The sequence below is a fragment of the Mesorhizobium sp. SEMIA396 genome (assembly GCF_024518615.1).
Lineage (GTDB): Bacteria > Pseudomonadota > Alphaproteobacteria > Rhizobiales > Rhizobiaceae > Mesorhizobium.
Genome location: NZ_JANIFC010000004.1, coordinates 241293 through 267108, shown reverse-complemented (window position 1 = coordinate 267108; position 25816 = coordinate 241293). Strand labels below are relative to the sequence as shown.

General features: G+C 62.5%; 21 protein-coding genes. 10 read left to right on the top strand and 11 right to left on the bottom strand.

Going from position 1 to position 25816, the window contains the following annotated elements:
• Nucleotide 1: 1 nt before the first annotated feature.
• Complete coding sequence (locus tag NP503_RS13265; protein ID WP_127267480.1) at nt 2-973, top strand: ABC transporter permease; 972 nt, start codon at nt 2-4, stop codon at nt 971-973.
• Nucleotides 974-982: 9 nt separating this feature from the next.
• Here NP503_RS13265 and NP503_RS13260 read toward each other — a convergent pair whose 3' ends face one another.
• Both NP503_RS13260 and NP503_RS13255 read right to left on the bottom strand, forming a co-directional pair.
• Nucleotides 983-1822 (bottom strand): amidohydrolase, encoded by an 840-nt coding sequence (locus tag NP503_RS13260; RefSeq protein WP_127267479.1) that lies wholly within the window; start codon nt 1820-1822, stop codon nt 983-985.
• A gap of 63 nt (nt 1823-1885) precedes the next feature.
• Complete coding sequence (locus NP503_RS13255; protein WP_127267478.1) at nt 1886-2671, bottom strand: IclR family transcriptional regulator; 786 nt, start codon at nt 2669-2671, stop codon at nt 1886-1888.
• Between the two features lie 169 nt (nt 2672-2840).
• On the opposite strand from NP503_RS13255, the gene NP503_RS13250 reads away from it, so the two are divergent.
• The 8 genes from NP503_RS13250 (at nt 2841) to NP503_RS13215 (ending at nt 10140) form a co-directional block, all read left to right on the top strand.
• Nucleotides 2841-4160, top strand: coding sequence for a sugar ABC transporter substrate-binding protein (locus tag NP503_RS13250; protein WP_127267477.1), 1320 nt, complete (start codon nt 2841-2843; stop codon nt 4158-4160).
• 134 nt (nt 4161-4294) lie between these two features.
• Nucleotides 4295-5191: a carbohydrate ABC transporter permease gene (locus NP503_RS13245; protein ID WP_023808865.1), complete on the top strand. Its 897-nt coding sequence runs from the start codon at nt 4295-4297 to the stop codon at nt 5189-5191.
• 2 nt (nt 5192-5193) lie between these two features.
• Nucleotides 5194-6060: a carbohydrate ABC transporter permease gene (locus NP503_RS13240; RefSeq protein WP_127267476.1), complete on the top strand. Its 867-nt coding sequence runs from the start codon at nt 5194-5196 to the stop codon at nt 6058-6060.
• 4 nt (nt 6061-6064) lie between these two features.
• Complete coding sequence (locus tag NP503_RS13235) at nt 6065-7162, top strand: ABC transporter ATP-binding protein (RefSeq protein WP_127270131.1); 1098 nt, start codon at nt 6065-6067, stop codon at nt 7160-7162.
• Between the two features lie 5 nt (nt 7163-7167).
• Nucleotides 7168-8280: a mandelate racemase/muconate lactonizing enzyme family protein gene (locus NP503_RS13230; protein WP_127270133.1), complete on the top strand. Its 1113-nt coding sequence runs from the start codon at nt 7168-7170 to the stop codon at nt 8278-8280.
• Between the two features lie 9 nt (nt 8281-8289).
• The gene (locus NP503_RS13225; RefSeq protein ID WP_127269444.1) at nt 8290-8619 is read left to right on the top strand and encodes an L-rhamnose mutarotase; all 330 of its coding nucleotides are present in this window, start codon (nt 8290-8292) and stop codon (nt 8617-8619) included.
• The gene (locus tag NP503_RS13220; protein ID WP_206517064.1) at nt 8615-9688 is read left to right on the top strand and encodes a Gfo/Idh/MocA family protein; all 1074 of its coding nucleotides are present in this window, start codon (nt 8615-8617) and stop codon (nt 9686-9688) included. The genes NP503_RS13225 and NP503_RS13220 overlap by 5 nt, the downstream gene beginning before the upstream one ends.
• On the top strand, nt 9685-10140 hold the full coding sequence (locus tag NP503_RS13215) for a MaoC/PaaZ C-terminal domain-containing protein (protein WP_164748657.1): 456 nt from the start codon (nt 9685-9687) through the stop codon (nt 10138-10140). Before NP503_RS13220 ends, NP503_RS13215 begins: the two co-directional genes overlap by 4 nt.
• A 27-nt stretch (nt 10141-10167) precedes the next feature.
• Here the strand turns inward: NP503_RS13215 and NP503_RS13210 are convergent, their stop codons facing one another.
• The 8 genes from NP503_RS13210 to NP503_RS13175 form a co-directional block, all read right to left on the bottom strand.
• On the bottom strand, nt 10168-12180 hold the full coding sequence (locus tag NP503_RS13210; RefSeq protein ID WP_127269441.1) for a putative 2-aminoethylphosphonate ABC transporter permease subunit: 2013 nt from the start codon (nt 12178-12180) through the stop codon (nt 10168-10170).
• Nucleotides 12164-13297 (bottom strand): putative 2-aminoethylphosphonate ABC transporter ATP-binding protein, encoded by a 1134-nt coding sequence (locus NP503_RS13205; protein ID WP_127270136.1) that lies wholly within the window; start codon nt 13295-13297, stop codon nt 12164-12166. The genes NP503_RS13210 and NP503_RS13205 overlap by 17 nt, the downstream gene beginning before the upstream one ends.
• Before the next feature lie 122 nt (nt 13298-13419).
• Nucleotides 13420-14445, bottom strand: a complete 1026-nt coding sequence (locus NP503_RS13200; RefSeq protein ID WP_127266991.1) for a putative 2-aminoethylphosphonate ABC transporter substrate-binding protein — start codon at nt 14443-14445, stop codon at nt 13420-13422.
• Nucleotides 14446-14844: 399 nt separating this feature from the next.
• Nucleotides 14845-16203, bottom strand: coding sequence for an aspartate aminotransferase family protein (locus tag NP503_RS13195; protein WP_127266990.1), 1359 nt, complete (start codon nt 16201-16203; stop codon nt 14845-14847).
• A 72-nt stretch (nt 16204-16275) separates the two neighbouring features.
• Nucleotides 16276-17733 carry a phosphonoacetaldehyde dehydrogenase gene (phnY, locus tag NP503_RS13190; protein ID WP_127266989.1) on the bottom strand — a complete coding sequence of 486 codons (1458 nt, stop codon included), beginning with the start codon at nt 17731-17733 and terminating at the stop codon, nt 16276-16278.
• A gap of 224 nt (nt 17734-17957) precedes the next feature.
• Entirely contained in the window at nt 17958-19217 is a 1260-nt protein-coding gene (phnA, locus tag NP503_RS13185; RefSeq protein WP_127266988.1) for a phosphonoacetate hydrolase, read from the bottom strand.
• 24 nt (nt 19218-19241) lie between these two features.
• Nucleotides 19242-20441 carry a 2-aminoethylphosphonate--pyruvate transaminase gene (locus tag NP503_RS13180; protein ID WP_127266987.1) on the bottom strand — a complete coding sequence of 400 codons (1200 nt, stop codon included), beginning with the start codon at nt 20439-20441 and terminating at the stop codon, nt 19242-19244.
• Between the two features lie 139 nt (nt 20442-20580).
• The gene (locus NP503_RS13175; RefSeq protein ID WP_127266986.1) at nt 20581-22281 is read right to left on the bottom strand and encodes a Na/Pi cotransporter family protein; all 1701 of its coding nucleotides are present in this window, start codon (nt 22279-22281) and stop codon (nt 20581-20583) included.
• 152 nt (nt 22282-22433) lie between these two features.
• Between NP503_RS13175 and NP503_RS13170 the strand changes: the two genes are divergently transcribed.
• On the top strand, nt 22434-23303 hold the full coding sequence (locus NP503_RS13170; protein ID WP_127266992.1) for a LysR substrate-binding domain-containing protein: 870 nt from the start codon (nt 22434-22436) through the stop codon (nt 23301-23303).
• Here NP503_RS13170 and NP503_RS13165 read toward each other — a convergent pair.
• Nucleotides 23300-25774: an FAD-dependent oxidoreductase gene (locus tag NP503_RS13165; protein ID WP_127266985.1), complete on the bottom strand. Its 2475-nt coding sequence runs from the start codon at nt 25772-25774 to the stop codon at nt 23300-23302. The two genes, NP503_RS13170 and NP503_RS13165, sit on opposite strands and share 4 nt — an antisense overlap.
• Nucleotides 25775-25816: the final 42 nt, after the last annotated feature.

The following is a 25816-nucleotide window of genomic DNA, read 5'->3' as shown; positions in this document are numbered from 1 at the left end:
CATGGTTTTGCGCCAAAACCTCTTCGCCACAACCAACGCCCGCGTCGTCGGCGCCTTCTGCGTCGCCGCCCTTCTGCATCTCGCCGGCACGGTCCTCATTCCTGGCTATTCGGCGCCGTTTGCGATACGCGCCATGCTGGTGCTCGCTTCGCTGCTTGCCGTCGCCTCGATCGGCCAGACGCTGGTCGTCATCATGGGCGGCATCGATCTGTCGATCCCGTTCGTCATCGGCTTTGCCAATGTCGTGGCGGCGCAGCTCTATGGCGACGGCTGGAATTTTGTTGTGGTCTGCGGCCTTGTCGGTGCGCTGGCGCTCATCATCGGCGGGCTGAACGGGCTGATCTCGCGCAGTCTCGACATCCAGCCGCTGATCGTCACGCTCGGCATCGGCATGGTCGTGCAAGGGCTGGTGCTGCTGTGGACAGCCGGCTTCCCATCGGGCTCCGCGCCGCAAGCGGTTTCCAGCTTCGTGTCGATCGGCGGATCGGCCGGACCGCTGCCGGTGCCGTGGCTGGTGCCGAGCCTGGTCGTGCTGGCCGCACTCGTCGTGCTGGTGCTGGAGCGAACGCCCTATGGCCGCCGGCTCTACGCGCTGGGCAGCAATCCGGGCGCGGCGCCACTGGCGCTGATTGACCCGGTTCGCATGTGGGTCATCACCTATGCGGCAAGCGCTTTCTTCGCCGCCGTGGCAGGGGTGCTGCTGCTCGGCTTCACCGGTTCGGCCTATGGCGATGTCGGCCAGCCCTATCTGTTCCAGACCATCGCGGCGGTCGTCGTAGGAGGCGCAGCACTTGTCGGCGGCCGGGGAAGCTATCTCGGCACGATCGCCGGCGTGCTGGTGCTGACCGAGATCAACACGCTGCTGATCGGCCTCGGCTTCCAGCCCGCAGCGGTGCAGGCCGCGCTCGGCTTCGTCATCGTGCTGCTGGTTTCGCTCTATGGCCGCGAACGGCACGTCTCGACAACCATCTGAAAGGACCAATCAGTCGAGCCGCCACAGCTTGCGGGCATTCCCGGACAACAGCCTGTCGCGCTCGGCAATGCTGCAGCCCGAGAGCAATGCATGGGTCGCCGCCACCCAGGTCGACAGGCCGCCGCCTAGCGTGCAGACCGGCCAGTCGCTGCCCCAGACGACGCGGTCCCAGCCGAATGAATAGACGGTGTGCTCGACGTATGGCCGCAGCGTCTCGACCGTCCAGTTGCCCGGATCGGCATAGGCGACGACACCGGAAATCTTGGCTACCACATTCTGGCGCCGGGCGATGTCGCTCATATGCTCGCGCCATGGATGTTCGCTCTTGCCTTTGATGTCGGGGACGCCGCAATGGTCGAGGATGAACGTCACATCTGGTGCCAGATCGGCCAGCGCGATCGCCTTGGGGATCTGGTGCGGCAGCACGACGAGATCGAAGGTCAGACCGGTGCCGCCAAGCCGCTTTATGCTGTCGCGAAACACCGCACCTTCCGAGAGCTCGTCGGGCACGACATGGAGGACGCGGCGAAAGCCCTTTACGAACGGGTTTGCCCGCTGCCGTTCGAGATAGGCCGCGAAATCCCCTTCCTCAGGACGGCAGGACGCGATAACCCCGGCCAGCATGCTGCCTGGCTGCCGTGACAGTTCTTCCACACGAGCGGTCTCGGCTTCGATGTCGGCCGCATCGACATCGACCTCCATATGCAGCACGCGCTCGACGCCGACACGCTGCGCCTCCGTCGCGTAGTCTTCATAAGAGAAATCGCGGTTGAGCGCCGGCACGCCGGCGAGCCAGGGATAGCGCAGGGCCGAGCGATCGATGAGGTGAAGATGGGTATCTATGATCATGGTGAGGCTCCTCCTCTGGCTTTCAAAGCATCTCACAGGGGAATTCTTCATTCAAATAAGAATTCACGCCGATGAGCCGACTGCTGATCCAGCGAGGTGCGACAGCTTTTCACACGTTGCCAGCAACAGTTCGATCGTCCTGGTGATGTCGGGCGCGGAAGGCGCGTTGACCACCGTGATGTAGGGAATCGACAACGCGGCGATCGCCTTGCCGTCGGAACTGCGGACCGGGGCCGACAGGTTGAAGACGCCGGCTGTCTGCATCGAGGCCATCATCTCGTAGCCACGGTCGCGGATTTGGTCGAGACGGGTGAAGAACTCGGTCGATTGCGCCGTCTTGTCGGTGCTGCGGACGTGTTCGGAAATCATCATCTGGCGCTCTTCCGGTGAGCGGAAGGCGAGCAGCACATGCCCCGACCCAGTGTCGAACAGGCTGATGTGCGAGCCGACCCGGATCGAGATGCCCCAGTAGTTCGGTGCTTCTTGCTGGCCGATGACGACGGCAGAACCGCGATCAAAAACAACGAGTTGGTTGGCCTGCTGCGATGTCTCGGCAAGTTCACGCATCAGCGGCGTCGCATAGGAGACCAGCCGCCGTACCGGCGCGTGCAACTGTGCCAGACCGAACAGTTTGAGCGTTAGCGAATAGCGGTCGCCATCGAGGCGCGTGACGTAGCCGCGCCGCACCAGCCGGTCGAGCATGCGATAGAATTCGTTGGGACTGCGGTCGAGTTTCTTGGCGATTTCGGCCTGGGTCAGGCCGCCGTCGACGCCCGCCAGCAGTTCAAGGATATCGAGCCCCTTGTCGAGCGCCGGCGCGCGATAGCGCTCGTCTTCGCTGTCGTCCATGGGCTCATCCTCCAGTGAATTTCACCCTTCATATACGCAGGAACGTGCGCGGCGGAAACAAATTTCGCCTTGACGTGTCTATGAATGTTTTGTTTGTATATGAATGTAGCACTTCTTGTCATCAGACGAGTTGCGGTCGCCGCGGAGGCGGCGCCAAGGGAGGATACCAATGAACAGACTGCTGTCCGGCGTGTGCGCCGGTGCATTGTTGCTCGCGTCAGGTGCGGGCGCTGCCCTTGCCGGCGACCTGCCCGGCAAGTTCGAAGGCGTGACCGTCGACGTGAAGCTGATCGGCGGCCAGCAATATGAAAAGCTCTACGAGCGCATTCCCGAATGGGAGAAGGCGACCGGCGCCAAGGTCAACATCCTGACCAAGAAGAACGGCTTCGATATCGACAAGGAGCTCAAGTCCGACATCGCCTCCGGCAGCACCAACTGGTGCGTCGGCTGGAACCATTCGTCCTTCGCGCCGCAATATACGGGCCTTTACACCGACCTCAGCAAATTGCTGCCCAAGGAAGAGATCGACGCTTTCGTGCCGTCGACGATCACGTCCGCAACCATCGACGGCAAGCTGGAGATGCTGCCGCGTGCGCAGTTCGACGTTTCGGCGCTCTACTACCAGAAGAGCCTGTACGAGAACGCCGACAACAAGACCAAGTTCAAGGCGAAATACGGCTATGATCTGGTGCCGCCGGACACCTGGAAGGAAGTGACCGACCAAGCCCAGTTCTTCGCCAACCCACCCAATTTCTACGGCACGCAGTTCGCCGGCAAAGAAGAGGCGATCAACGGCCGCTTCTACGAGATGGTTGTCGCTGAAGGCGGCGAGTATCTCGACAAGGATGGCAAGCCGGTCTTCAATTCCGACGCCGGCATCCGGGCGCTCGACTGGTTCGTCAACCTCTACAAGGCCAAGGCCGTACCGGCCGGCACGACCAACTACCTCTGGGACGATCTCGGCCAGGGCTTTGCGTCCGGCACCGTCGCTATCAACCTCGACTGGCCGGGCTGGGCCGGTTTCTTCAACGACCCGAAGTCGTCGAAGGTCGCCGGCAATGTCGGCGTCAAGGTCGCGCCGAAGGGCTCGTCCGGCAAGCGCACCGGCTGGTCCGGTTTCCATGGCTTCTCGGTGACCGAGAACTGCCCCAACAAGGAGGCCGCGGCTTCCCTGGTGTGGTGGCTGACCAACGAAGACAGCCAGAAGCTCGAGGCCGCCGCCGGGCCGCTGCCGACCCGTACCGCAGTGTGGGACTGGGTTTTAAAGCAGGCCGAAAACGATCCTTACAAGAAGGAGGTTCTTACCGCCTTCCAGGAAGAGGCCAAGCACGCGTTTGCCGTGCCGCAGACGCCTGAATGGATCGAGATCTCGAACGCCGTCTATCCCGAGTTGCAGGCGGCGATCCTCGGCGACAAGACCTCCAAGCAGGCACTGGACGATGCAGCCGCCAAGGCGACGCAAATCCTCCAGGACGCCGGCAAGCTCTAGAAACGGGCTCCCAGGGCTGCCTCCCCCACCAGAAATGGGGGAGGCGATCGCGTTTTCGCGGCCAGCGGTTTGCGCTAACCCATCGCCCCCGGCCCACGCACCGCCGTCCAAATGCAAACACCTCAAGGATTCTGATGAAGGGCTTCAAGCCATCCGCGCCATTCCTGCTGCTGCTTCCGGCCATGATCGTGCTGGCGGCGGTTGTCGTTGTGCCGTTGCTGTTGTCCCTTTACTCCAGCTTCACGCCGTTCCGCCTGACGCGGCCCGAAACGTTCTACGTCTTCATCGGCATCCGGAACTATCTTTCGATCCTGTCCAACACCGATTTCTGGTGGGCGTTCGGCCGCACGGTGCTGCTGCTGACCATCGCGCTCAATCTCGAAATGCTGCTCGGCCTTGGGCTTGCCATGCTGGTCGAGAAAGCGACACGCGGCCAGCGCATCCTGCGCACGCTGATGATGTTTCCGATGATGTTCTCGCCGATCCTCGTCGGCTTCCAGTTCAAGTTCATGTTCAACGACAATATCGGCCTGGTGAACAATGCGCTGCAGTCGCTCGGCATTACGCAAGACGCCATTCCGTGGCTGATCGAGGGCCATCTCGCCTTCATCGCCATTTCGATCGCCGAGATCTGGTCGTCGACGGCGATCTTCGCCATCCTGATCCTCGCCGGCCTACTCGCCATGCCCAAGGAGCCGATCGAGGCGGCGCGTGTCGACGGCTGCACGCCGTGGCAGACATTCCGCTATGTGACGTGGCCGTTCGTCATGCCTTTCGCCTACATAGCCATGACTATCCGTTCGCTCGACGTGGCGCGCGCCTACGACATCGTCAAGATCATGACCGATGGCGGACCGGCGGGCCGCACCGAACTGCTATGGACTCTGGTGGCCCGCACCGCCTACAGCGACGGGCGCATGGGCATGGCCAACGCCATGGCCTATTTCTCGATCCTGCTGTCGATCGCCTTCACCGTCTACTTCTTCAACAAGCTCGCCGCGGCGCGCACGCAGATTGGTGCGGAGTGGTGAAGATGGACGAGAATTCTTCCGCCCGCCTGAAGCGCCGGCTGCTGGGCATCGTCTATCGCATTGGCCTGTTCCTGGCGATGCTGACGATCTGCCTGCCGGGCCTGTGGATCGTCCTCTCGTCGCTGCGGCCGGCGGTCGAGATCATGGCCAAGCCGCCGGTCTGGATCCCGCAGGAGATTTCGTTCGACGCCTACGTCGCCATGTTCAGCGGTATCGGCAAAGGCGGCATTCCAGTGATCGAATATTTCCGCAACTCGTTGATCATCTCGGTGACCTCGACGGTCATTGCAGTGGCCATCGGCATGGCCGGCGGCTATGCGTTCGCGCGCTACCGCTTCCGCGGCAAATCGAGCGTCTTCCTCGGGCTGATGCTGACGCGCACCGTGCCGGGCATTGCGCTCTCGCTGCCGCTGTTTTTCCTCTATGTGCGGCTTGGCATCATCGACACCCATTTCGGGCTTATCCTTGCCTATGTCGCGCTCAACGTGCCGTTCACGATCTGGCTGATCGACGGCTTCTTCCGTCAGGTGCCCAAGGACCTCGCGGAGGCCGCGCAGATCGATGGCTGCACGCGCTGGCAGGCGTTCTGGCAGGTCGAGTTCCCGCTTGCCGGGCCGGGCATCGCGTCGGCCGCGATCTTCGCCTTCCTGACCTGCTGGAATGAGTTCGCTCTGGCCTCGCAGCTGACCCGTTCGGTGAGCGCCAAGACGCTGCCGGTCGGCCTGCTCGATTACACGGCCGAGTTCACCATCGATTGGCGCGGCATGTGCGCGCTGGCCGTGGTGATGATCATCCCGGCGCTCACCCTCACCTACGTCGTCCAGAAACACCTTGTCGGCGGCCTGACCTCCGGCGCGGTGAAAGGCTGATACCATGGCAACCGTTACCCTCACCAAGCTGACCAAGCGCTACGGCGCTGTCGGGATCGTGCACGGCATCGATCTCGACATCGCCGACCGCGAATTCATCGCGCTGGTCGGCCCCTCCGGCTGCGGCAAGTCGACGACGCTGCGGATGATCGCCGGGCTGGAAGAGATCAGCGCCGGCTCGATAGAGATTGGCGGGCGCATCGTCAACGACCTGCCGCCACGCTCGCGCAACATTTCGATGGTGTTCCAGTCCTACGCGCTCTATCCGCACATGACGGTGCGCGAAAATCTCGGCTTCTCTCTGAAGATCGCAGGTGCCGCCAAGGAAGACATGGAGCGCCGTGTCGCCGAAGCCTCGGCCATCCTCGGCCTCGACACGTTGCTCGATCGCCGCCCCTCACAACTGTCCGGCGGTCAGCGCCAGCGCGTCGCCATGGGCCGCGCCATCGTGCGCGATCCTGACGTCTTCCTGTTCGACGAGCCGCTTTCGAATCTCGACGCCAAATTGCGCACGCAGATGCGCACCGAGATCAAGAAGCTGCATGCCAAGGTGCAGTCGACGGTGATCTACGTCACCCACGACCAGGTCGAAGCAATGACGCTGGCCGATCGCATCGTCATCATGCGCGACGGCCATATCGAACAGGTCGGCACGCCCGACGAGGTCTTTCGGCGGCCGGCAACCCGCTTCGTTGCCGGCTTCATCGGTTCGCCGCCGATGAATTTGCACGAGGCCACGATCGATGACGGCCAGATGGTTTTCGCCAACGGCGAAAAGCTGCCGCTGCCCGCTCAGTTCAAGGCCAATGTCACGACCGGCGACAAGGTTGTGTTCGGGCTACGGCCGGACGACATCTATCCAACCGGCCATGGCATCAGTTCCGGTGGCGCGGCAGACGTCCACCAGATCGAACTGCCGATCACCGTTACCGAACCGCTCGGGAACGAGACGCTGGTGTTCGTCGAATTCAACGGTACGGACTGGGTGTCGCGCATGCTGAACCCGAGGCCACTCCGGCCGGGCGAGCGCGTCGCCATGAGCCTCGACATGTCGCAGGCGCATCTGTTTGCCACTGAGACCGGAAAGACATTGCGGAGCTGATCGGCATGACCAGAATCGAGAAAGTCGACCTTCGGATGGTGGACCTTGTGCCCAAGGTCAAACGCACCGACGCCATCCAGAGCTTCGTCAGCCAGGAAACGCCGATCGTGACCATCACCGATTCCGACGGCGCGGTCGGCACCGGCTACAGCTACACGATCGGCACCGGCGGCTCGTCGGTGATGCGGCTTTTGTCAGACCATCTGGTGCCGCGCCTGATCGGCCGCGACCCCGACATGATCGAGGCGATCTGGCACGATCTCGAATTCGCCACGCATGCCACCACGATTGGCGCGATCACCGCTATAGCGATCGCGGCGATCGACACGGCACTATGGGATCTGCGGGCCAAGAAACAGAACCTGCCGCTGTGGAAACTGGCCGGCGGTGCCAAGGATCGCTGCCCGCTCTACACGACCGAAGGCGGTTGGCTGCACATCGAGACGCAGGCGCTGGTTGACGATGCGCTAGCCGCCAAGGCGAAGGGCTTTCGCGGCTCGAAAGTGAAAATCGGCAGGCCGCACGGGTCGGAGGATCTTGCGCGCCTGTCGGCGGTGCGCAAGGCTGTCGGCGACGGCTATGAGATCATGACCGACGCCAATCAGGGATTTTCGATCGACGAGGCGATCCGGCGCGCCGCGAGGTTGCGCGAACTCGACCTCGCCTGGATCGAGGAGCCGCTGCCGGCCGACGATATTGACGGACATGTGCGGTTGTCGAACTCGACGCCGACGCCGATCGCGATCGGCGAGTCGCTCTATTCCATTCGCCATTTTCGCGAATACATGCAGAAAGGCGCCTGCTCGATCGTGCAGGTCGATGTCGGCCGCATCGGCGGCATCACGCCCTGGCTCAAGATCGCGCACGCGGCGGAGGCCTTCGACATTCCGGTCTGCCCGCATTTCCTGATGGAACTGCATGTCAGCCTGACCTGCGCTGTTCAGAACGGCCGATACGTCGAGTACATTCCGCAGCTCGACCAGTTGACCGGCAAGCGCCTGCGGATCGAGGATGGCCAGGCGCTGGCGCCCGACGAGCCGGGCATCGGCATCGATTGGGACTGGGACGCGGTCAAGGCCATGAGCATCGCCGAATTCACCACGGCGATCACGAAATAGGAGACGGGCATGCAGCGGATGGGGATGGTTCTGCGACTGAAGCCGGAAAAGGTCGATGAGTATGTCCGCCTCCATGCCGCCGTCTGGCCCGACGTGCTGGCCATGATCTCCGCCTGCAACATCAAGAATTATTCGATCTACCTGAAGCGGCCGGAGAACCTGCTGTTCAGCACTTTCGAATATCACGGCAGCGACTACGAAGCCGACATGGCGAAGATGGCGGCCGATCCGAAGACGCAGGAATGGTGGGCGGTCTGCATGCCATGCCAGGAGCCGCTGGCGACGCGCAAAGAGGGCGAGTGGTGGGCCGAGATGGACGAGGTCTTCCATCATGATTGAAGGCGGTTTCGACCCTGCCTTGCTCGTTCAATCCTGGCCAAAACCCTCAAAACCCCGGCCGATCGTCACTTTCGGCGCCGGATCGATCGTCGGCGACGCGCATTTCCCGGCCTACAGGAAGGCCGGCTTTCCAGTAGCCGGGCTTTATGATCCCGACCACGCCAGGGCTGAAAAACTGGCCAGCCAATGGGGCGTGACGGCCTTTGGCTCGGTCGAAGAAGCTGCTGCCGTCGAGGGCGCGATCTTCGATCTTGCCACCCCGCCGTCGCGTCATGCCGATGTGCTGAAGTCCTTGCCTGATGGCGCAGTGGCGCTGATCCAGAAGCCGATGGGCAGCAATCTTGCCGAGGCGACCGCGATCCTCGAGATCTGCCGTGCCCGGAAGCTGCACGCAGCGGTGAACTTCCAATTGCGCTTCGCGCCGATGATGCTGGCGCTCAAGGGTGCTATCGGCAAGGGCTGGCTCGGCGAGATCGTCGACTTCGACGCCTGGCTGGCGCTGGCGACACCATGGCAGCTTTGGGAATTCCTGCTCAAGGCGCCGCGCGTCGAGATCGCCATGCATTCGATCCACTATCTCGACCTGATCAGGCAATTGCTCGGCGACCCCAAGGGTGTGCACGCCAAGACGCTCGGCCATCCCAACCATGCCGTGGCGCAGACGCGCACCAGCGCCATTCTCGACTATGGCGACACCGTGCGCTGCGCGCTGTCGATCAACCACGACCATAAGTTCGGCCGCCGGCACCAGGCCTGCGAGTTCCGCATCTGCGGCACAGAAGGTGCCGCCTATCTCAAGCTGGGTCTCAACCTCGATTATCCCACAGGTGAGCCGGATGTGCTGGAGATTTACCCCAAGGGTGGAACGGACTGGGTCGCGGTGCCCTTGGCCGGCGAGTGGTTTCCAGACGCCTTCGTCGGCCGCATGGCCAATGTCCAGCGTTTTGCCACCGGAGAAGATGCTATGTTGATCAGTCCGGTCGAGGATGCCTGGAGCACGATGGCGCTGGTCGAGGCGGCGTATCAGTCGAGTGCGGCACCGGCGACGCCGATCGCGGAAAGACCCTGATGGAACAGATACAGTATTTCGAAGACTATGAGATTGGCGCGTCGCGCCTGACCAGCGGCCGCACCATCACCGAGACCGACTTCATCGTCCATGCCGGCCACACCGGCGATTTCTTCCCGCACCACATGGACGCCGAGTTCATGAAGACGACGCCATTCGGCCAGCGCATCGCGCACGGCACGCTGGTGTTCTCGGTCGGCATCGGGCTGACGGCAACCGTCATCAACCCTGTCGCCTTTTCCTACGGCTACGACCGGTTGCGCTTCATCAAGCCGGTGTTCATCGGCGACACGATCCGGACGCGCACCACAATTGCGGCCAGGGAAGACGACCCGAAGAGGCCGGGGTCGGGACGGGTGATCGAACGCTGCGAGGTGATCAACCAGCGCGGCGAAGTGGTGCTGGCGGCCGACCACATCTACATCGTCGAACGCAGGCCGACGCAGGGCTGAGACTTGGGAAAGTCCTAGAGCATTTCATTATCGTACCCGCCAACCCTGAGTTCTTTTCAGGATACCTTTCGAAACAGCCACGTGAATGATCCGCGCGAATGCGTTGGTGTAGAAGATCATCATGCCCATGGCAGCAGCAGGCGCGGTGTCGCCAGCGTCGTCCATGTTGAGCACTGCAACCGAGGCGAGCGCCGTGTGTGTTGTATAGATGAAGACCACCGCGGAAACCGTCGTCATGGCGTTGACGAAAAGATAGATCGAGATGTCAAGGATTGCCGGCAGACAGATCGGCACTGTCACCCGCGTGAACAGGCGATAGAAAGGCTGCTTCAGCGAGGCCGCGACCGGCTCGAACTCACGATCGATCTGCTTCAGCGCCGTCAGGGCCGTCAAATGACCGACCGTGTAAAAGTGCGTCACGGTGCAGACGACCAGGATCGCCATTGTGCCGTAGATCGCGTGCAGCGGATTGGCCGGATTGTTGAAGAAGAAAATATAGGCCAGGCCAAGCACAAGCCCCGGCACCGCCATCGGCAGCATGGCGAGGAAGTGGAAGGCTGCCCGTCCGGTCCTGAAGCCTTCGGTCTTTTCGACGATGTAAGCGCCGACGAAGACGATGACGGTTCCAAACACAGCGGTCAGCAACGAGAGCGTGATCGAGTTGTAGTAAGAAGCCCAGCCCCCGCCATCCATGCGACCGAACGCGAAATTCTTCAGGCTGAGACTGAGGTCGTAGGGCCAGAACTTGACCAGCGCGGCGTACTGGCAAATGCCGATGATGCCGGCGATGAACAACGCGACCAGGCTGCAATAAGCCAGACAGACCAGGTCGAAGCGGCGATTGGGTTTTGCCTCGTAAGGCACCGAGCGGGCCGACAGGAGCGAAACCTGCCTACGCTGGACCAGGCGGTCGACGACGAAGGCGGCGATGGCCGGGATCAGCAAGATGACCGAGACCACCGCCCCCATCTCGAAATTCTGCTGACCAATCACTTGCTTGTAGATATCGACGGCGAGCACGTTGAACTGGCCGCCGATGACCTTCGGCAAGCCGAAATCGGTGATGACGAGCGTAAACACGACAAACGCCGCGGAGATCAAACCGTAGCGCGCGCCCGGAATGGTAACGACCCAGAACGTCCGCCACTTGCTGGCGCGCAGCGAAGCGGCGGCTTCATATTGGCGCTGGTCGGAGATCGCCAGTGCCGTCGAGATAATGATCAGAGCATGGGGAAAGGTGAAGAATATCGAGCCGACGACAATCCCCAACGGACCGTAGATCGATATGCCGCCAAGCACGCTTTTCAACAGGCCCTGGTTGCCGAACAGATAGATGAGGGCGATGCCGGGCAGTAGCGACGGCACCAGGATGGGAGCCATGGCGATGAGCCTGAATAGGCCCTTGAAGCGCATCTTGCTTCGGTTCAAAGCGTAGGCGAAGCCGAAGGCTATGCCGACCGTGATGATGGTGCTGATCAGCGCGATCAGGAAGGAGTTCTGGATCGAGCGGAACAGCGTTGGCGTCGAGAAGTAGGTTGTGTAGTTGTCCAACCCAAGCTCGCGCGCGGGCCTCAGCATAATGCGCCGAAAGGTGTTCGAATCGACTTCCTGCCATTCGGTGCCGCGATGGAGTTGCGTGCCGATCAGGAAATAAGCGTCATCGGTGGTGCCGCGGACCTTGTATTTGACCGGGCTGCGGAAACTGAAATCCGGAAAGAAGCTGGTGGCCGGCAGCCGACCATCGGAACTGGTCGCAAGCTTTTCTAGCGGGACCGCGGCGAGTTTCTCGTTCAGAGCGGCGGCCGTCACTGGCTCGCCGAAATTGCCGAGCTTGTCGCTGACCTGGAATTCGAACGCGCCAAGATCGAAGCTGTAGGTCGAGAACGATTTCGACAGCATCACGTAGAGCGGGGCTGCCAGCGACAGGACCAGATAGAACGAGATGACGACCAGCAGGCCGCGCTTGATCAACTCGTCCTTGTCGAGCGACTGTCGAAGCGCCCGACCGGACGGCATCAGGATATCAGTTGCCGCCGCCATGGCGCTCTCCTTGCGGGAAGACAAGCAGTCGGTCGGCGGGCAGTTCCACCGTTAGCGCTCCGCCTTCGGCGAGGCCGAGACGCCGCGTGGCGTTGACCGAGAAATCGGCGATCAGAATCTCGTCTCCAAGCTCTCCGCCGCGCAGCCGGGTGCGCCAGAACGAACCCAGGAATTCCATTTCACCGACGGTCACTTCGATCAGGTTTTCCGAAGTCTTCACCACATCGGGTGCTCCAGGCGAGCGCGAACCCGGCCCGTGTGGAATCACGTCTTCCGGTCGAATGGCGGCGACGACTGCTTCGCCGTTCGCAAAGCTGTGCGGCGCGCATCTGAAAGCCTTCGTCCCGAAGCCTACCGAATCTGCTCCTACCGTCGCATCGAACTTGTTGGTCTCGCCGATGAAATCGGCGACGAACAGCGTCCTGGGATGGCGATAGATTTCAGTCGGGCTGCCGACCTGCTCGATGACGCCATGGTTCATGACTACAATGCGGTCGGCCAACGACAATGCTTCTTCCTGGTCGTGCGTAACCATGATCGTGGTGACGCCGAGCTTGCGCTGCAGCCCCTTGATCTCGTGGCGCAAGTGCACGCGCACCTTGGCGTCGAGCGCCGACAGCGGCTCGTCGAGCAGAAGCAGGCCGGGCGAGGTGGCGATGGCCCGGGCGAGCGCGATGCGCTGCTGCTGCCCGCCGGAAAGCTGCGCTGGGTATTTCTTCGCCTGATCGGGCAAGCCGACCAGCATGAGCAATTCCTTGACGCGGGCATCGATCTCGGCGCGCGGCCGTTTGGTGTTTTCCAGGCCAAAGGCGATGTTCCTTTCAATCGTCAGATTGGGAAACAGCGCGTAGGACTGAAACACGATGCCGTAGTCGCGTTTTGACGGCGGCAGCGTTGAGATATCCCTGCCCCCCTGGCGGACGACGCCTCTGGTCTGCAGGTCGAGGCCGGCGACGGCGCGCAGCAGCGTGGTCTTGCCGCAACCCGAAGGGCCGAGAAAGCAGATGAATTCGCCTTCGTTGATGTCGAGCGAGATGTCCTTCAGCGCATGGAACTCGCCGAAGGCCTTCCAGAGATGTTCGATCCGCAGGTAAGCCGTGTTGCCGGCAGCGGTCATGGGATGCACCTCGGCCAGCGTTGCCGATAGATCAGCGACGGGTTCGTGTCTCATTTTGACCATCCGGGAAGAGTTACGAGAAGGGCGCCGCTCTGACGGCGCCCTGTCGAAATGCTCTGCGTCTAGCTCTTGGGCTCAGACTTGGCGTCGTAGCGCTTCGTCCACTCGTCGAGAATGGCCTTGCGGTGGTTGGCCGCCCACTCGAAGTCATTGTCGATCATCTTGGACTCGATATCTGCGGGCAGGAATTCGACCGGCTTGGCGACATTCGGCATAGCCAGAACCGCATAACCTACATTGTACATCTCGTTGGCCTCCTTGCTGATCGACCAGTCGAGCAGCGTTTTGGCGGCTTCGAGATTTTTCGTTCCCGCAACGATCGCGGATGCCTCCATGTCCCAGCCGATGCCTTCGGACGGGATGACGATATCGAGGGGAGCGCCCTCCTTCTTCGATTTCGCGGCGCGGAACTCGAACGAGATGCCGATTACGGTTTCACCGGCGGCGGCCATTTTGCACGGCTTCGAACCAGAATGCGTGTAGGCATCAATATTCTGATGCAGGGCATCCATATAGGCCCAACCATCCTTCTCGCCGAACAACTGCAGCCAGCTCGATACATCGAGGAAGCCGGTGCCGGACGAGGCCGGGTTCGGCATCACGATGTGACCCTTGTATTCCGGCTTGGTAAGATCTTTCCAGCTGGTCGGCTCGGCGAGGCCAAGCTTTTTGCCCTCCACGGTGTTGAAGCAGATCGAAGCCGCCCAGGCGTCCATGCCAACCCAGGCCGGTGGCGTGTCCTTGTCGACAAACTTCGGCTTGAGCAATTCGACGCCTTTTGGCGCGTAGGGCTCAAGCATGCCTTCGGTCTTCAGCACCAGAAGCGATGTAGCGGCAAGGCCCCAGACAACGTCGGCCTGCGGATTGTCCTTTTCGGCCAACAGCTTGGCGGTAACGACACCCGTGGAGTCGCGGACAAAGTTCAGTTTGATGTCGGGATGGCTCTTTGTGAAAGTCTCGGCGTAGCGGGCGAGATCTTCGGCTTCAATGGCGGTATAGACTGTCAGTTCGGAGGTTTCGGCAAAGGCGGCGGATGACATCAATGCCGCGGCGAAGGCCATTGCGATAGTTGCGTTGCGCGATTTCATGCTCAGTTCCCCTTTGATTGTTGGCACATTCTGCGATGCACTGTGACGATCGCGCCGGTGGACATTGCGGCCCTGTAGCGCTTGTGGATGTCGTCGTTGGGTCAACTCTGGGGATTGGTGATCGATAAGTAAAATCTATTTATTTTATGACAGGCAAACTTCTACTGATAGTCGTCATGGAACTGTCGCATGCCTGTTGCGGCCGCTATTTCGCGCTTGCGAAAGCCCACGATTGGCACGGAGACGGTTATGGTCAGCCGAACGAAACGCCCGTTGTCTGTGCCCGCAAACGCGGGTCGGACGAGCGGACAGTCACCACCAGATCGCCCCCCCTCGCCCGCAAGCCCGCGTCGATTTCGGGGCATTCGAGCTCGCGGTCGGTGCGCACGGCCTTCATGGTCAGGCCGCCAGCACGGCGGTCTCGAGGATGTCGAGCGCACGATCGAGATCAGCTTTCGAAATGACCAGCGGCGGCGACAGCGTCAGCACATTGCCCTGGCTGACCTTGAAGCTCAGCCCCTGCCCCAGGCAAGCATAGAAGACGCGTTCGGCGAGATCGCGCGCCGGCTCGCGCGTATCGCGATCCTCGACGAGCTCGACGCCGACCATCAGTCCCCTGCCCCTGACGTCGCCGACATGGGGCGAGCGCGCCATCAGGTGCTGCATACGCTCCAGCATGTGCCGGCCAAGTTCGGCCGCGCGTTCGACCAATCCTTCCTCCAGGATGATGTCGATCGTCGTCAGTGCGGCGCGGGTCGTCACCGGGTTCTTCTCGTGGGTGTAGTGGCCGATCGCGAAGCCACCGGTGACGTCGAGGTCGCGGCGCGCGATGACGGCGGCGATCGGCAGGATGCCGCCGCCGAGCGACTTGCCGAGGACGACGATGTCGGGCGTCACATCATCATGCTCGTGGGCGAAGAATTTTCCCGTCTTGCCCAGCCCGGTCGGGATCTCGTCGAAGATCAGCAGCGTGCCGTGCCGGTCGCAGGCTTCGCGAACCCGCTTCCAGAAACCGGGCGGCGGCGGGTTGGGCGTCGCCCGCATCGGTTCTGCGACGACCGCCGCCACGTCCTGTTCGCGGCCGAGCACATAGGCGATCATGTTGGCGCAAGCGAGCCCCGAGGTTTCGAGGGAATCGTGGCCATAGGGACAGCGATAGCCGTCCCAGGGTGCGACGTGCTCGGTGCCGGTCATCATCGGGCCTGATATGTGCGAGCGGAAGGTCGCCTCGCCGCCGACGCTTGCAGCGCCGAAGCCGGCCCCGTGGAACGCATCCCAGAACGACACCGTCTTGAAGCGGCCGGTCGCGGCGCGGGCGATCTTCAGCGCGACCTCGATGGCATCCGAACCACCGGTGGTGAACAGCACCTTGCCGAGATCGCCGGGCGCCAATGCCGCCAGCTTCTCCGCCAGCTCGACGGCGGGCTCGCAGGTAAAGCGGCGCGGCGCAAAGCAGAGCTCATCGAGCTGCTTTTTGATCGCCGTGACCAGCCTTGGATGGCCGTAGCCGAGGTGATGCACGCTGTTGCCGTGGAAATCCATGAAGCGGCGGCCAGCGGTGTCCTCGATCCAGATGCCTTGCGCCTTCGCGATGGTCGAAAGGCAGGGGCTGGACAGACTCTGGTGCATGAAGGCAGCCGCGTCGCGATCGAGCAAGCCGCGGATCCGCGGATCGTCCTGCCCGGCATCCCATCGGCCGCGAGCCGCTGTGGTGTTGGAATCGCCTTCGGTGTGCACAAGCTCTTTGATCGCGGCCATCATGGTCTCCGAAACGCGAATGAGGGAGCGGCGAACGCTCCCTCGGTTGTCTTATCCGTCAATGCCGCCCGGTCAGGACCAGGGCAGCGAAAATGTCTTCACATTGGTGTAGCTCTTCATCGCCTCGATGACGCCTTCCTTGTAGCCATTGCCCGAATCCTTGATGCCGCCGAAGGGCGACATCTCGATGCGGTAGCCCGGCACTTCCCAGATGTTGACGGTGCCGACCTGAAGGCCGGCGATGTATTTCTGCATGCGCGGAAAAGAGTTGGTGCAGACGCCCGACGACAGGCCGAAGGCGGTCGAGTTGGACAGTGCGATCAGCGCATCATCGTCGTCCGGCGCGCGAACGATCGGGATGATCGGGCCGAACGTCTCCTCCATCACCAATTCGGATGTGTGAGGAACGCGATCGACAACGATCGGCGGCAGCAACGCGCCCTGACGACCCGGATTGTAGAGGATTTCGGCGCCCTGCTCGGCGGCCATGTGGACGCGGGCTTCGAACAGCGCCGCCGCCTTCTCGTGCACGACGGTGCCAAGGTCGGTCGAGCGGTCCATCGGATCGCCGAAGCGGATTTTTTTCGCCCGCTCCAGCACCAGCGGCACGAAGCGGTCGGCGACGCTTTCCTGAACCAGGATGCGCTTGACCGCGGTGCAGCGCTGGCCGGAGTTCTTTGTCGCGCCGGCGACGGCCAGATCCGCGGCTCTGGCCAGATCCTCGTCGGAGAGATCGTTGAGGATGATCAGCGGGTCGTTGCCGCCGAGTTCCAGCACCTGGCGCTTGTAGCCGGCGGTGCGGGCGATCATCTTGCCGACCGGCACGCCGCCGGTGAAAGTGATCAGGTCGATATTGTCGTTGGTGATCATCTCGTTGCCGATGTCTGCGGGCCAGCCGGTCACCACCGACAGCATTTCGGGCGGCAGACCGGCTTCATAGAGAATGTCGGCCAGGAGAAGCGCCGTCATCGGCGTCAATTCGGTCGGCTTGACCACCACGCAATTGTTGGTGGCGATCGCCGGCGCCACCTTGTGCGAGACCATGTTGAGCGGGTGGTTGAACGGCGTGATCGCCGAGATCGCCTTCAACGGCTCGCGGGTGGTGAAGATCTTGCGCGCCTTGCCGTGCGGGGTGAGGTCGCAGGAGAAGATCTGGCCGTCATCCTGGATGCACATCTGCGCCGACAGCGTGAACACGTCATAGGCACGGCCGACCTCATAGAGCGAGTCCGTCTTGGAGATGCCGAGCTCGAGCGTGATGAGATCGGAGATTTCTTCGCGGCGCGACGCCAATGCCTCGGCGGCGCGGAACAGGATCTGCTGACGCTCGTAGCGCGTCAGCTTCGATTTGTAGCTGGCGGCGATCTCGAATGCTTTTCGCGCGTGCTCGGCACGCCCGGCCGGCACGGTGCCGATAACGGTGTCGTTCCAGGGGTAGCGCACCTCGACGACGCCGTCGGCATCAACTTTCTTGCCGGCAATGCGCATCGGCTCGTGGCGGACTTTGATGGAAGGGTCGAGTTTGGTCATGGGTTCTGCTCCAGCAGATTCTTGGGTACGTCGCGGGGTCGACCCCCACTCCGGCCCTTCGGGCCACCTCTCCCCCGATCGACGGGGGAGAGGAAATCAGGCGAAGTCGGCGCCCCCACGTTTCCCGGCTAAGCCGCGGCTAACCCTGGCGCCTTCCTCTCCCCCGTCGATCGGGGGAGAGGTGCCGAGCGTAGCGAGGCGGAGTGGGGGGTCGACACTAGCGCTCAGCCCGCCAGTGCCGCCGCCATTGTGGCGTAGTAAAAGGCGTCGAAGTTTCTCAACACAGGTTCATCAGGCAATTCCGGCAGCACACGATTGACGATGAACGGCACCTCCTGCTCGGTCAGCCCACCATGCGACCGTAGCGGTTCGTTCAGAGCCGCCAGGTCATGGCGATGTTCTGAGGTGCCGATCGTCTTGTTCTCGGTCGAGATCAGCACGATGTCGCCGATGCGATCTGCCGGCAGCTCAAAGCGCTCGCACGCCGTCGGGCTGTCGACGACCAGCATGATGCCGTCGATCTTCGCCAGCCGGGCCATGATGCCGGCCTGATCTGCGCCATCAGGCAGATAGGCGGTGGCAAACGAGCCGAGCGCGCCGTGATGCACGACATAGGGGTCGGTGATCGGCAGGATGACGCGGGCGGCGTCCTTGCCCAGCCACTCGTCGAGAAGGTCCTGGACATAGACGACGTCGGGCGAACCGTCCGCCTTGTGCTTGGGCTTCATGCCATGGTCGGCGGTGACGACGATCGCCGCGCCAAGCGCATCAAGCTCGGTCAGGTATTTGTCGAACATCTCGTAGAAGGCGTTGGCCTGCGGCACGCCCGGCGCGTATTTGTGCTGCACATAGTCTGTGGTCGTCAGGTACATGATGTCGGGACGGAACTCCTTCAGCAGCTGCACACCGGCGGCAAAGACGAATTCCGACAGTTCGGCCGAATAGACCTCCGGCACGGGCAGCCCAAAATGTTTCGAGGCATTGTCGATGCCGTGCTCGGCCCTGGTGGTGGTGTCGGATTTTTCCGCCGAAAAGCACAGCGCGCGGCCTTCATCGAAGGCAAGGCCCTTGCCAAGCAAGGCACGCAGCTTGTCCTTGGCGGTGACCACGGCGACCTTGGCGCCGGCATCGTAGAAGGCCTGGAAAATGGTCGGCGCGCGCAGGAAGCGCGGGTCATTCATCATCACTTCCTTGCCGGTCTCGCGCTCATAGAGATAGTTGCCGCAGATGCCGTGCACCGACGGTGGCCTTCCTGTGGCGATCGACAGATTGTTGGGGTTGGTGAAGCTCGGAATGACAGAGTGCGCAAAACGTACGGTGCCCTTCTGCTTGATCCTGACCAGCGCCGGCATCAACCCGGCCTCGATCGCCTCATCGAGATAGGCCGGCTCGCAGCCGTCAAGGCAGATGGCGATGGCCGGCACACGCGGCCAGGCGTAGGTGCGGCCGTTGACCGCGACGTTGATGGGAGACATCTGGTTCATCTGATATCCTCGAGATCGGCCGCTTCAGGCGGCGAGTTTGGCGCGTTCGGCGAGTGCCGCGGCGGGTGGAGCGGCGGTGTCGACGCCCATTTCATGAAGCGAGAAGGCCGCCGCCTCGACGACGCGGCGCATGACATGTTCGTCCATCTGGCCGATGCAGCCGACGCGGAAGCTATCGACGGCGGTCAGCTTGCCCGGATAGATGATGAAGCCCTTGTCCTTCATCAGATCGTAGAAGCGGTCGAAGGCGAAACTGGCATGGGCCGGGTTGAAGAAGGTGACGATGATCGGCGACAGCCAGCGATCCCCGAGCAGTGTCTCGAAACCGAGGTCGCGCATGCCGGCCACCATGACGTCGCGGTTCCTCGTATAGCGAGCGCCACGGCCGGCGACGCCGCCTTCGGCCTCGTGCTGGCGCAGTGCTTCGAGGAAGGCAGCGACGACGTGCGTCGGCGGCGTGTAGCGCCACTGGCCGGTTTTGTTGAGGTGCGCCCACTGGGCGTGGACATCGAGCGACAGCGAATGGCTCCTGCCTTTGGCAGCCTCCAGCTCGCTCTTGCGGGCGATGATGAAGCCGAAGCCCGGAACGCCCTCGATGCACTTGTTGGCGGACGAGACCATCGCCTCATAGCGGATATCGTTGACGTCGAGCGCTACGGCGCCGAAGGCGCTCATGGAATCGACCAGCAGCTTGCGACCCTTGGCATGGACGGCTTGCGCAATCTCGGCGACCGGATTGAGGATGCCGGAGCTGGTCTCGCAATGGATGGCGATGACATGGGTGATATCAGGGTCGGCCGCGAGGGCCGCCGCCACCTCGTCGCCGCGCGGCGGCAGATAGTCGCCCTTGTCGATCAGCGTGTAGGCGCGGCCGAGATAGTGCATGGTCTGCGCGGCGCGCAGGCCGTAGGCGCCGTTGGCCAGCACCAGAACCTTGCCATCTCTGGGCACAAACGAACCCAGCATCGCTTCGACGCAGAAGGAACCGCTCCCTTGCATCGGCACGCAGTCGAACTCATCGTTCCTGTCCCCGGTCAGCGCCAGCAGGCGGCGACGCATATCCGATGTCATGGCGCGGAAGTCGCCGTCCCACGATCCCCAGTCGCGCAACATCGCCTCCTTGACCGAATAGGCCGTGGTAAGCGGCCCTGGGGTCAGAAGATACGGCTCGCCCAGCGCCGGACTGGCCAGCGGCTCCGCGGCAAATTTCGTCTCGGCGAGCATGTTGTCCTCCGCTCGATCTGCGTTCGATGTGGCCTTATTCTTGGCCTGAATGATCTATTTGTAAAATCGTTATTTTGTATCGATGTATCGATTCTAACGATGGCAAAGATTGCCACTCGCCAGCGGAGAATGTCACCCGTCAGGCCAGTGCAGGAGCCCTCCCTTCCGCTGCCCCTCTCGCCAGCCGGCTTTCGAGCAGATCACCGCTCTGCGTCAGCAGCGGATAGGCGACAGAAGCCATCAGCGAGTTGATTTCCTTCAGTGCCCGCACCGCCTCCAGATGGATGTCGCTGGTGTCGATGCTCTGCGGCATTCCCGATTGCAGGCGCTTGAGGTGACGGTCGTGGCTCGTGCGTTCCAGTCTGCGCATATGCTCCTTCTCGACGACGAGTTGCCGCGCCGACTCGAGATCGCTCGACACCAGCACATTGAGCGCAAGCTGCATGTTGGCCATGACACGGTTGTGAAGCCCGGCCAGTTCGCTCCAGCCGTCGCGTGAAAAGCGCAGGTTCTTGTCACGCAGCTCCTGGGTGAGCACGAGCAGGTTCTTGGCGACGATATCGCCGGCGCGTTCGAGATTGATGGCGAAGTCGGTGAGCTCGATGCCGCGCTGCGCCTCGGCCGCGCTCATGCTGCCGCGATTGACTTCGGCAATGTAGAGCTTGATCTCGGTGTGGGCGCGGTTGACCTCCTCATCGAGTTTTTGGGCTTGGCGTATCTGGTCGGCGGTGCCGGCGTCGAAGAAATCCATCACCGGGCGCAGCATCACCTCGACGACTTCGCCCACGCGCAGCAACTCGCGGGTCGCACTGGCCAGAGCGAGACCGGGTGTGCGCATGACGGTGCGGTCGAGCGCGCTGGTGCGGCGTGACATCAGGTCCCCAGCCTCCCCTGCCTTTGCCGCTGGCCTGTCGGGGATCAGCAAGGTGGCGAGCTTTTCCATCGTGCCGGTGAACGGCAAGCAGCCGATGACGAGTACCAGATTGAAGGCAAGGTGCAGGTTGACCAGTTGGCGGCCTTCGGTTACGCCGAACAGATGCGCCGGGAAGGTCACGGCCTGAAGCGCAAACAAGGCGGCGAGCGCCGTCGTGCCGCGAAAGATCAGATTGCCAAGCGGGACACGGCGCGCCTCGACGGCATCGCCGCGTGTCAGCCACACCGCAATCAGCGCACCACCGCAATTGGCGCCGAGGATGAAGAACAGGCCGACCTCGACCGGCAAGACGCCTTGCGCGGCAAGCGTGACGAACAGCAGGATCGCCGCTACGCTGGAGTGGATCAGCCATGTGAACAGGGCAGCAGCGGCGAAGGCGGTGAAATAGTCCGCGCGCAGGTAGGAGATCACCAGTGGCAGCAAGGTGCTCTGCCGCATGGGTGCGGTCGCCTCGCCGATCATATGCAGCGACAACAGAACGAAGGCGACGCCCATCAGGATGCGTCCGCCCTGCTTGATGCCGCGCGCCTCGAACTTCAGGGCCATGGCGCCGCCGACCAGGATCAGCGCCGGCACCAGCCAGCTCAGATCGAACGACAGCACCTGGACGACCAGAGCGGAACCGAGGTCGGCGCCCAGCAGGATCGCCAGCCCCGCCGACACCGAAACCATGCCGCTGACGGCAAACCCGGCCGCCAGGATGGCGACTGCGGTCGAGCTTTGCAGCAGCACGGCAAGCACGGTGCCGACGCCCGCCGACCTGATCCGCGCACCCCGCGCCTGTCTCAGCGCATCGCGCAAGGCAGGGCCGCAGGCGCGCTCGACGCCCGTGCGCACCATGTGCACGGCCCAGAGCAGCAGCATGACGGCACCCGCCAGGTGCAGCAGGATGATGGAAAATTGCATAGCGACCTCCCGGCCAACGGCCGGCAGAGACGTCGACCCACACTCAGGCTGATGGCTGCCTAAACATAAGTCAAATCGTTCATTTCTATCTTTTCCCAAGCTGTACTTATGATAGGATGTTGGCGATTTCAGAAATGTCGGAGGCACGTAAGATGCGCTACGTCCAATTGCGGGCCTTTCACCAGGTGGCCATCTCCGGTGGCTTTTCACGCGCTGCCGAAGCGCTCTTCCTGACCCAGCCGGCGATCTCGGACCAGGTGCGCAAGCTCGAGGAAGAGTATGATGTGCTGTTGTTCAACCGCAACAAGAAGCAGGTCACGCTGACCCATTCGGGCCAAAAGCTGCTCGAGATAACCCACCGCATGTTCGATACCGAGCAACAGGCGCTGGAGTTGCTGACGGAGTCGCGCGCGCTGCGTTCCGGCACGCTACGCATCGTCGCCGATGCCGCACATCATCTGCTTCACATTCTCGGCAGCTTCCGGGCCCGCTACCCCGGCGTGCAGGTTTCGGTGCGCGCCGGCAACACCGAGACGGTGATCAGCAGCCTCTACAGCTACGATGCCGACATCGGCGTGCTGGGCGAGGTGCCGACAGGGCGCGATTTCGAGGTGCTGAAACTCAACTCGACGCCGATCATCGCGTTTGCATCCATCGACCACCCGCTGGCCGCGAAAAAGTCGCTCACCCTCAAGCAACTCGCGCAGGAATCGCTGGTCATGCGCGAGCGCGGTTCGAAGACGCGTCAGAAACTCGAAGATCTCGCAGCCGCCTCGAAAATCGAACTCAGGCCGGCGATCGAAGCCGAGGGCCGCGAAGCGGTCCGCGAGATCGTCGCATCGGGCGCCGGCATCGGCTTTGTCTCGGCGGCCGAATTCGGCCAGGATTCGCGGCTGGTGCCGATCACCATCGATGCTCCCGAGACCCTGATGGACGAAGCGCTGATCTGCCTGCGTGAACGCAGCGGCGGCAAACTGGTGCGGGCGTTCCTGGATATGGCAAGGTCCATGTCGGCGGATTAGGCGGCAGCGCGAACCTCCACCACATCAGCCTTCACCCGCTCCGACTTCGGATCGTAGGGGCTGCGCAGATGTGCTGTCGCGGCATGGCGAACGCCGGCAAGGTCGATCTCGAAACGACCACCGGTGAGAAACGCAGCATCGACGCCCGCCTCGTTCTCGATCAGCCCGAGCGCCACCGAGCGGCCAAGCGTGTGGCCGTAGGCGGCCGAGCGGACTTCGCCGACCGGCTTGCCGTCGCGCAGGATCAGTTCGCCGCCCCACAGCATCGGCTCGGCATCATCGAGCGTGCACAGCACGACGCGTCTTGCCGGTGCTGATGGCTTCGTCTCAACCAGCGCGTCGCGGCCGATAAAGTCACCCGGCTTGTCCATCGCGACGGCGAAGCCAAGCCCAGCCTGCCAGGGATTGATATCTGGCGTCAGCTCACGACCCCAGGCGCGAAAACCCTTTTCGATACGCAAGGCGTCGAGCGCGTAGTAACCGGCATCGATCAGGCCAAACTCGCTGCCAGCCTCATGCAGTGCCTCATAGACGCCGACGGCGAATTCGGTCGGCACGATCAGTTCCCAGCCCAGTTCGCCGACATAGGTCATGCGGTTGGCATAGGCGGTGGCATAGCCGATATCGATATCGCGGATGGTGGCGAAGGGAAAGCCGGCGTTGGAGAGATCGGCCGAGGAGAGTTTGCCCAGCAGATCGCGCGAGCGCGGCCCCATCAATGCCAGTACCGCGTAGGACGAGGTGACATCGGTCAAGATTGCATGCGCGTTGGACGGGATGTTTTTGACGATCCAGTCGGCATCGTGGATGGCTTGCGCCGAACCGGTGACGATAAGGAATTTCTCCACGCCAAGCCGCATCACGGTGAAATCGCTTTCATAGCCGCCACGTGCATTGAGCACGCCCGTATAAACAGACGTACCGACCGGTACGTCGATATTTCCGGCGCAGATCCAGTTGAGCGCGGCGCAGGCATCGTGGCCTTGCACGAGGAGCTTGGCGAAAGAGGTCTGGTCGAAGACGGCGACGGCTTCGCGTGTCGCCTTCGTCTCGCGCTTGACCGCCTCGTGCCAGTTCTGACGGCCGAAGGCATAGTCGTTTTCGGCTTTTTCTCCCGGTGCCGCGAACCAGTTGGCGCGCTCCCAGCCCATTTTGGAACCGAAGCAGGCGCCCTTGACGGCGAGCCGGTCGTAGAGCGGCGACCGGCGGAACGGCCGTGCGGTATCCAGTTCGCGGTTCGGCCACGGCATGGCGTAGTGCAGGCCGAGCGTTTCCTTGACACGGTCATGCAGCCAGCGCGGATTGTTGTTGAAGGGGGCGAAACGCCTGATATCGACCGGCCATAGATCCATGGTCGGCGCGGCATTGACGATCCATTCCGCCAGCGCCCTGCCCGCACCGCCGGCGCTGGCGATGCCCATCGAATTGAAGCCGGCGCCGACATAGAAATTCTTCAGCTCCGGCGCCTCGCCAAGGAGAAAATTGTTGTCCGGCGTGAAGCTCTCGGGACCGTTGTAGAATTTCTTGACCTCGGCCTCCGCCAATTGCGGTACGCGGACCAGCGCGTTTTCCATCAGGATCTCGAACTGATCCCAATCGTCCGGCAACAGCGCGAACTCGAAATTTTCGGGAATGCCATTCATGCCCCACGGCTTGGCGTGCGGCTCAAAGCCGCCCATGACCAGGCCGCCGACCTCTTCCTTGAAGTAGATAAAACCGTCGGGGTCGCGCATCACGGGCAGGTCCGGATGCACGCCCTCGATCCTGCCGGTAACGATGTACATGTGCTCGGCCGAATGCAGCGGCACCGAGACACCGCACATCAGCCCGACCTTGCGCGCCCACTGGCCGGCGCAATTGACGACGATCTCGGCGGCAATGTTGCCGCGATCCGTCTCGACACCGCAGGCGACACCATTCCTCTGGCTGATACCAGTGACCTTGACCCGCTCGATAATTTTCGCGCCGCGATTGCGCGCACCCTTGGCGAGCGATTGCGTGAGATCGGTCGGATTGGCCTTGCCGTCGCCCGGCAGCCAGACGGCGCCGACCAGATCGTCGGTCGCCATGACCGGCCATAGATCCGCCGCCTCCTTCGGCGAAATCACGTCGATGTCGACGCCCTGGGCGCGTGCCGATGCGGCCGTGCGCTTCAGCACCGTCATGCGGTCGGCGGTCCGCGCCACCGACAGTGAGCCACAATTCTTCCAGCCGGTGGCAAGCCCGGTCTCGGCTTCCAGCTCGCCATAGAGCTGCGTGGAGTATTTGATCAGGCTGGTCATGTTGGAGTGACTGCGCAACTGGCCGACAAGCCCTGCGGCGTGCCAGGTGGTGCCACCGCTGAGTTGCCCCTGTTCGAGCAGCACAACATCGGTCCAGCCGAGCTTCGTCAGGTGATATGCGACCGAGCAGCCGATGATACCGCCGCCGACGATGACGACGCGCGCCTGGGTGGGAAATTGGTTTGCCATGGGAGATCCTGCCGTTTTGACACGAGCCGGATCATAGCAGTC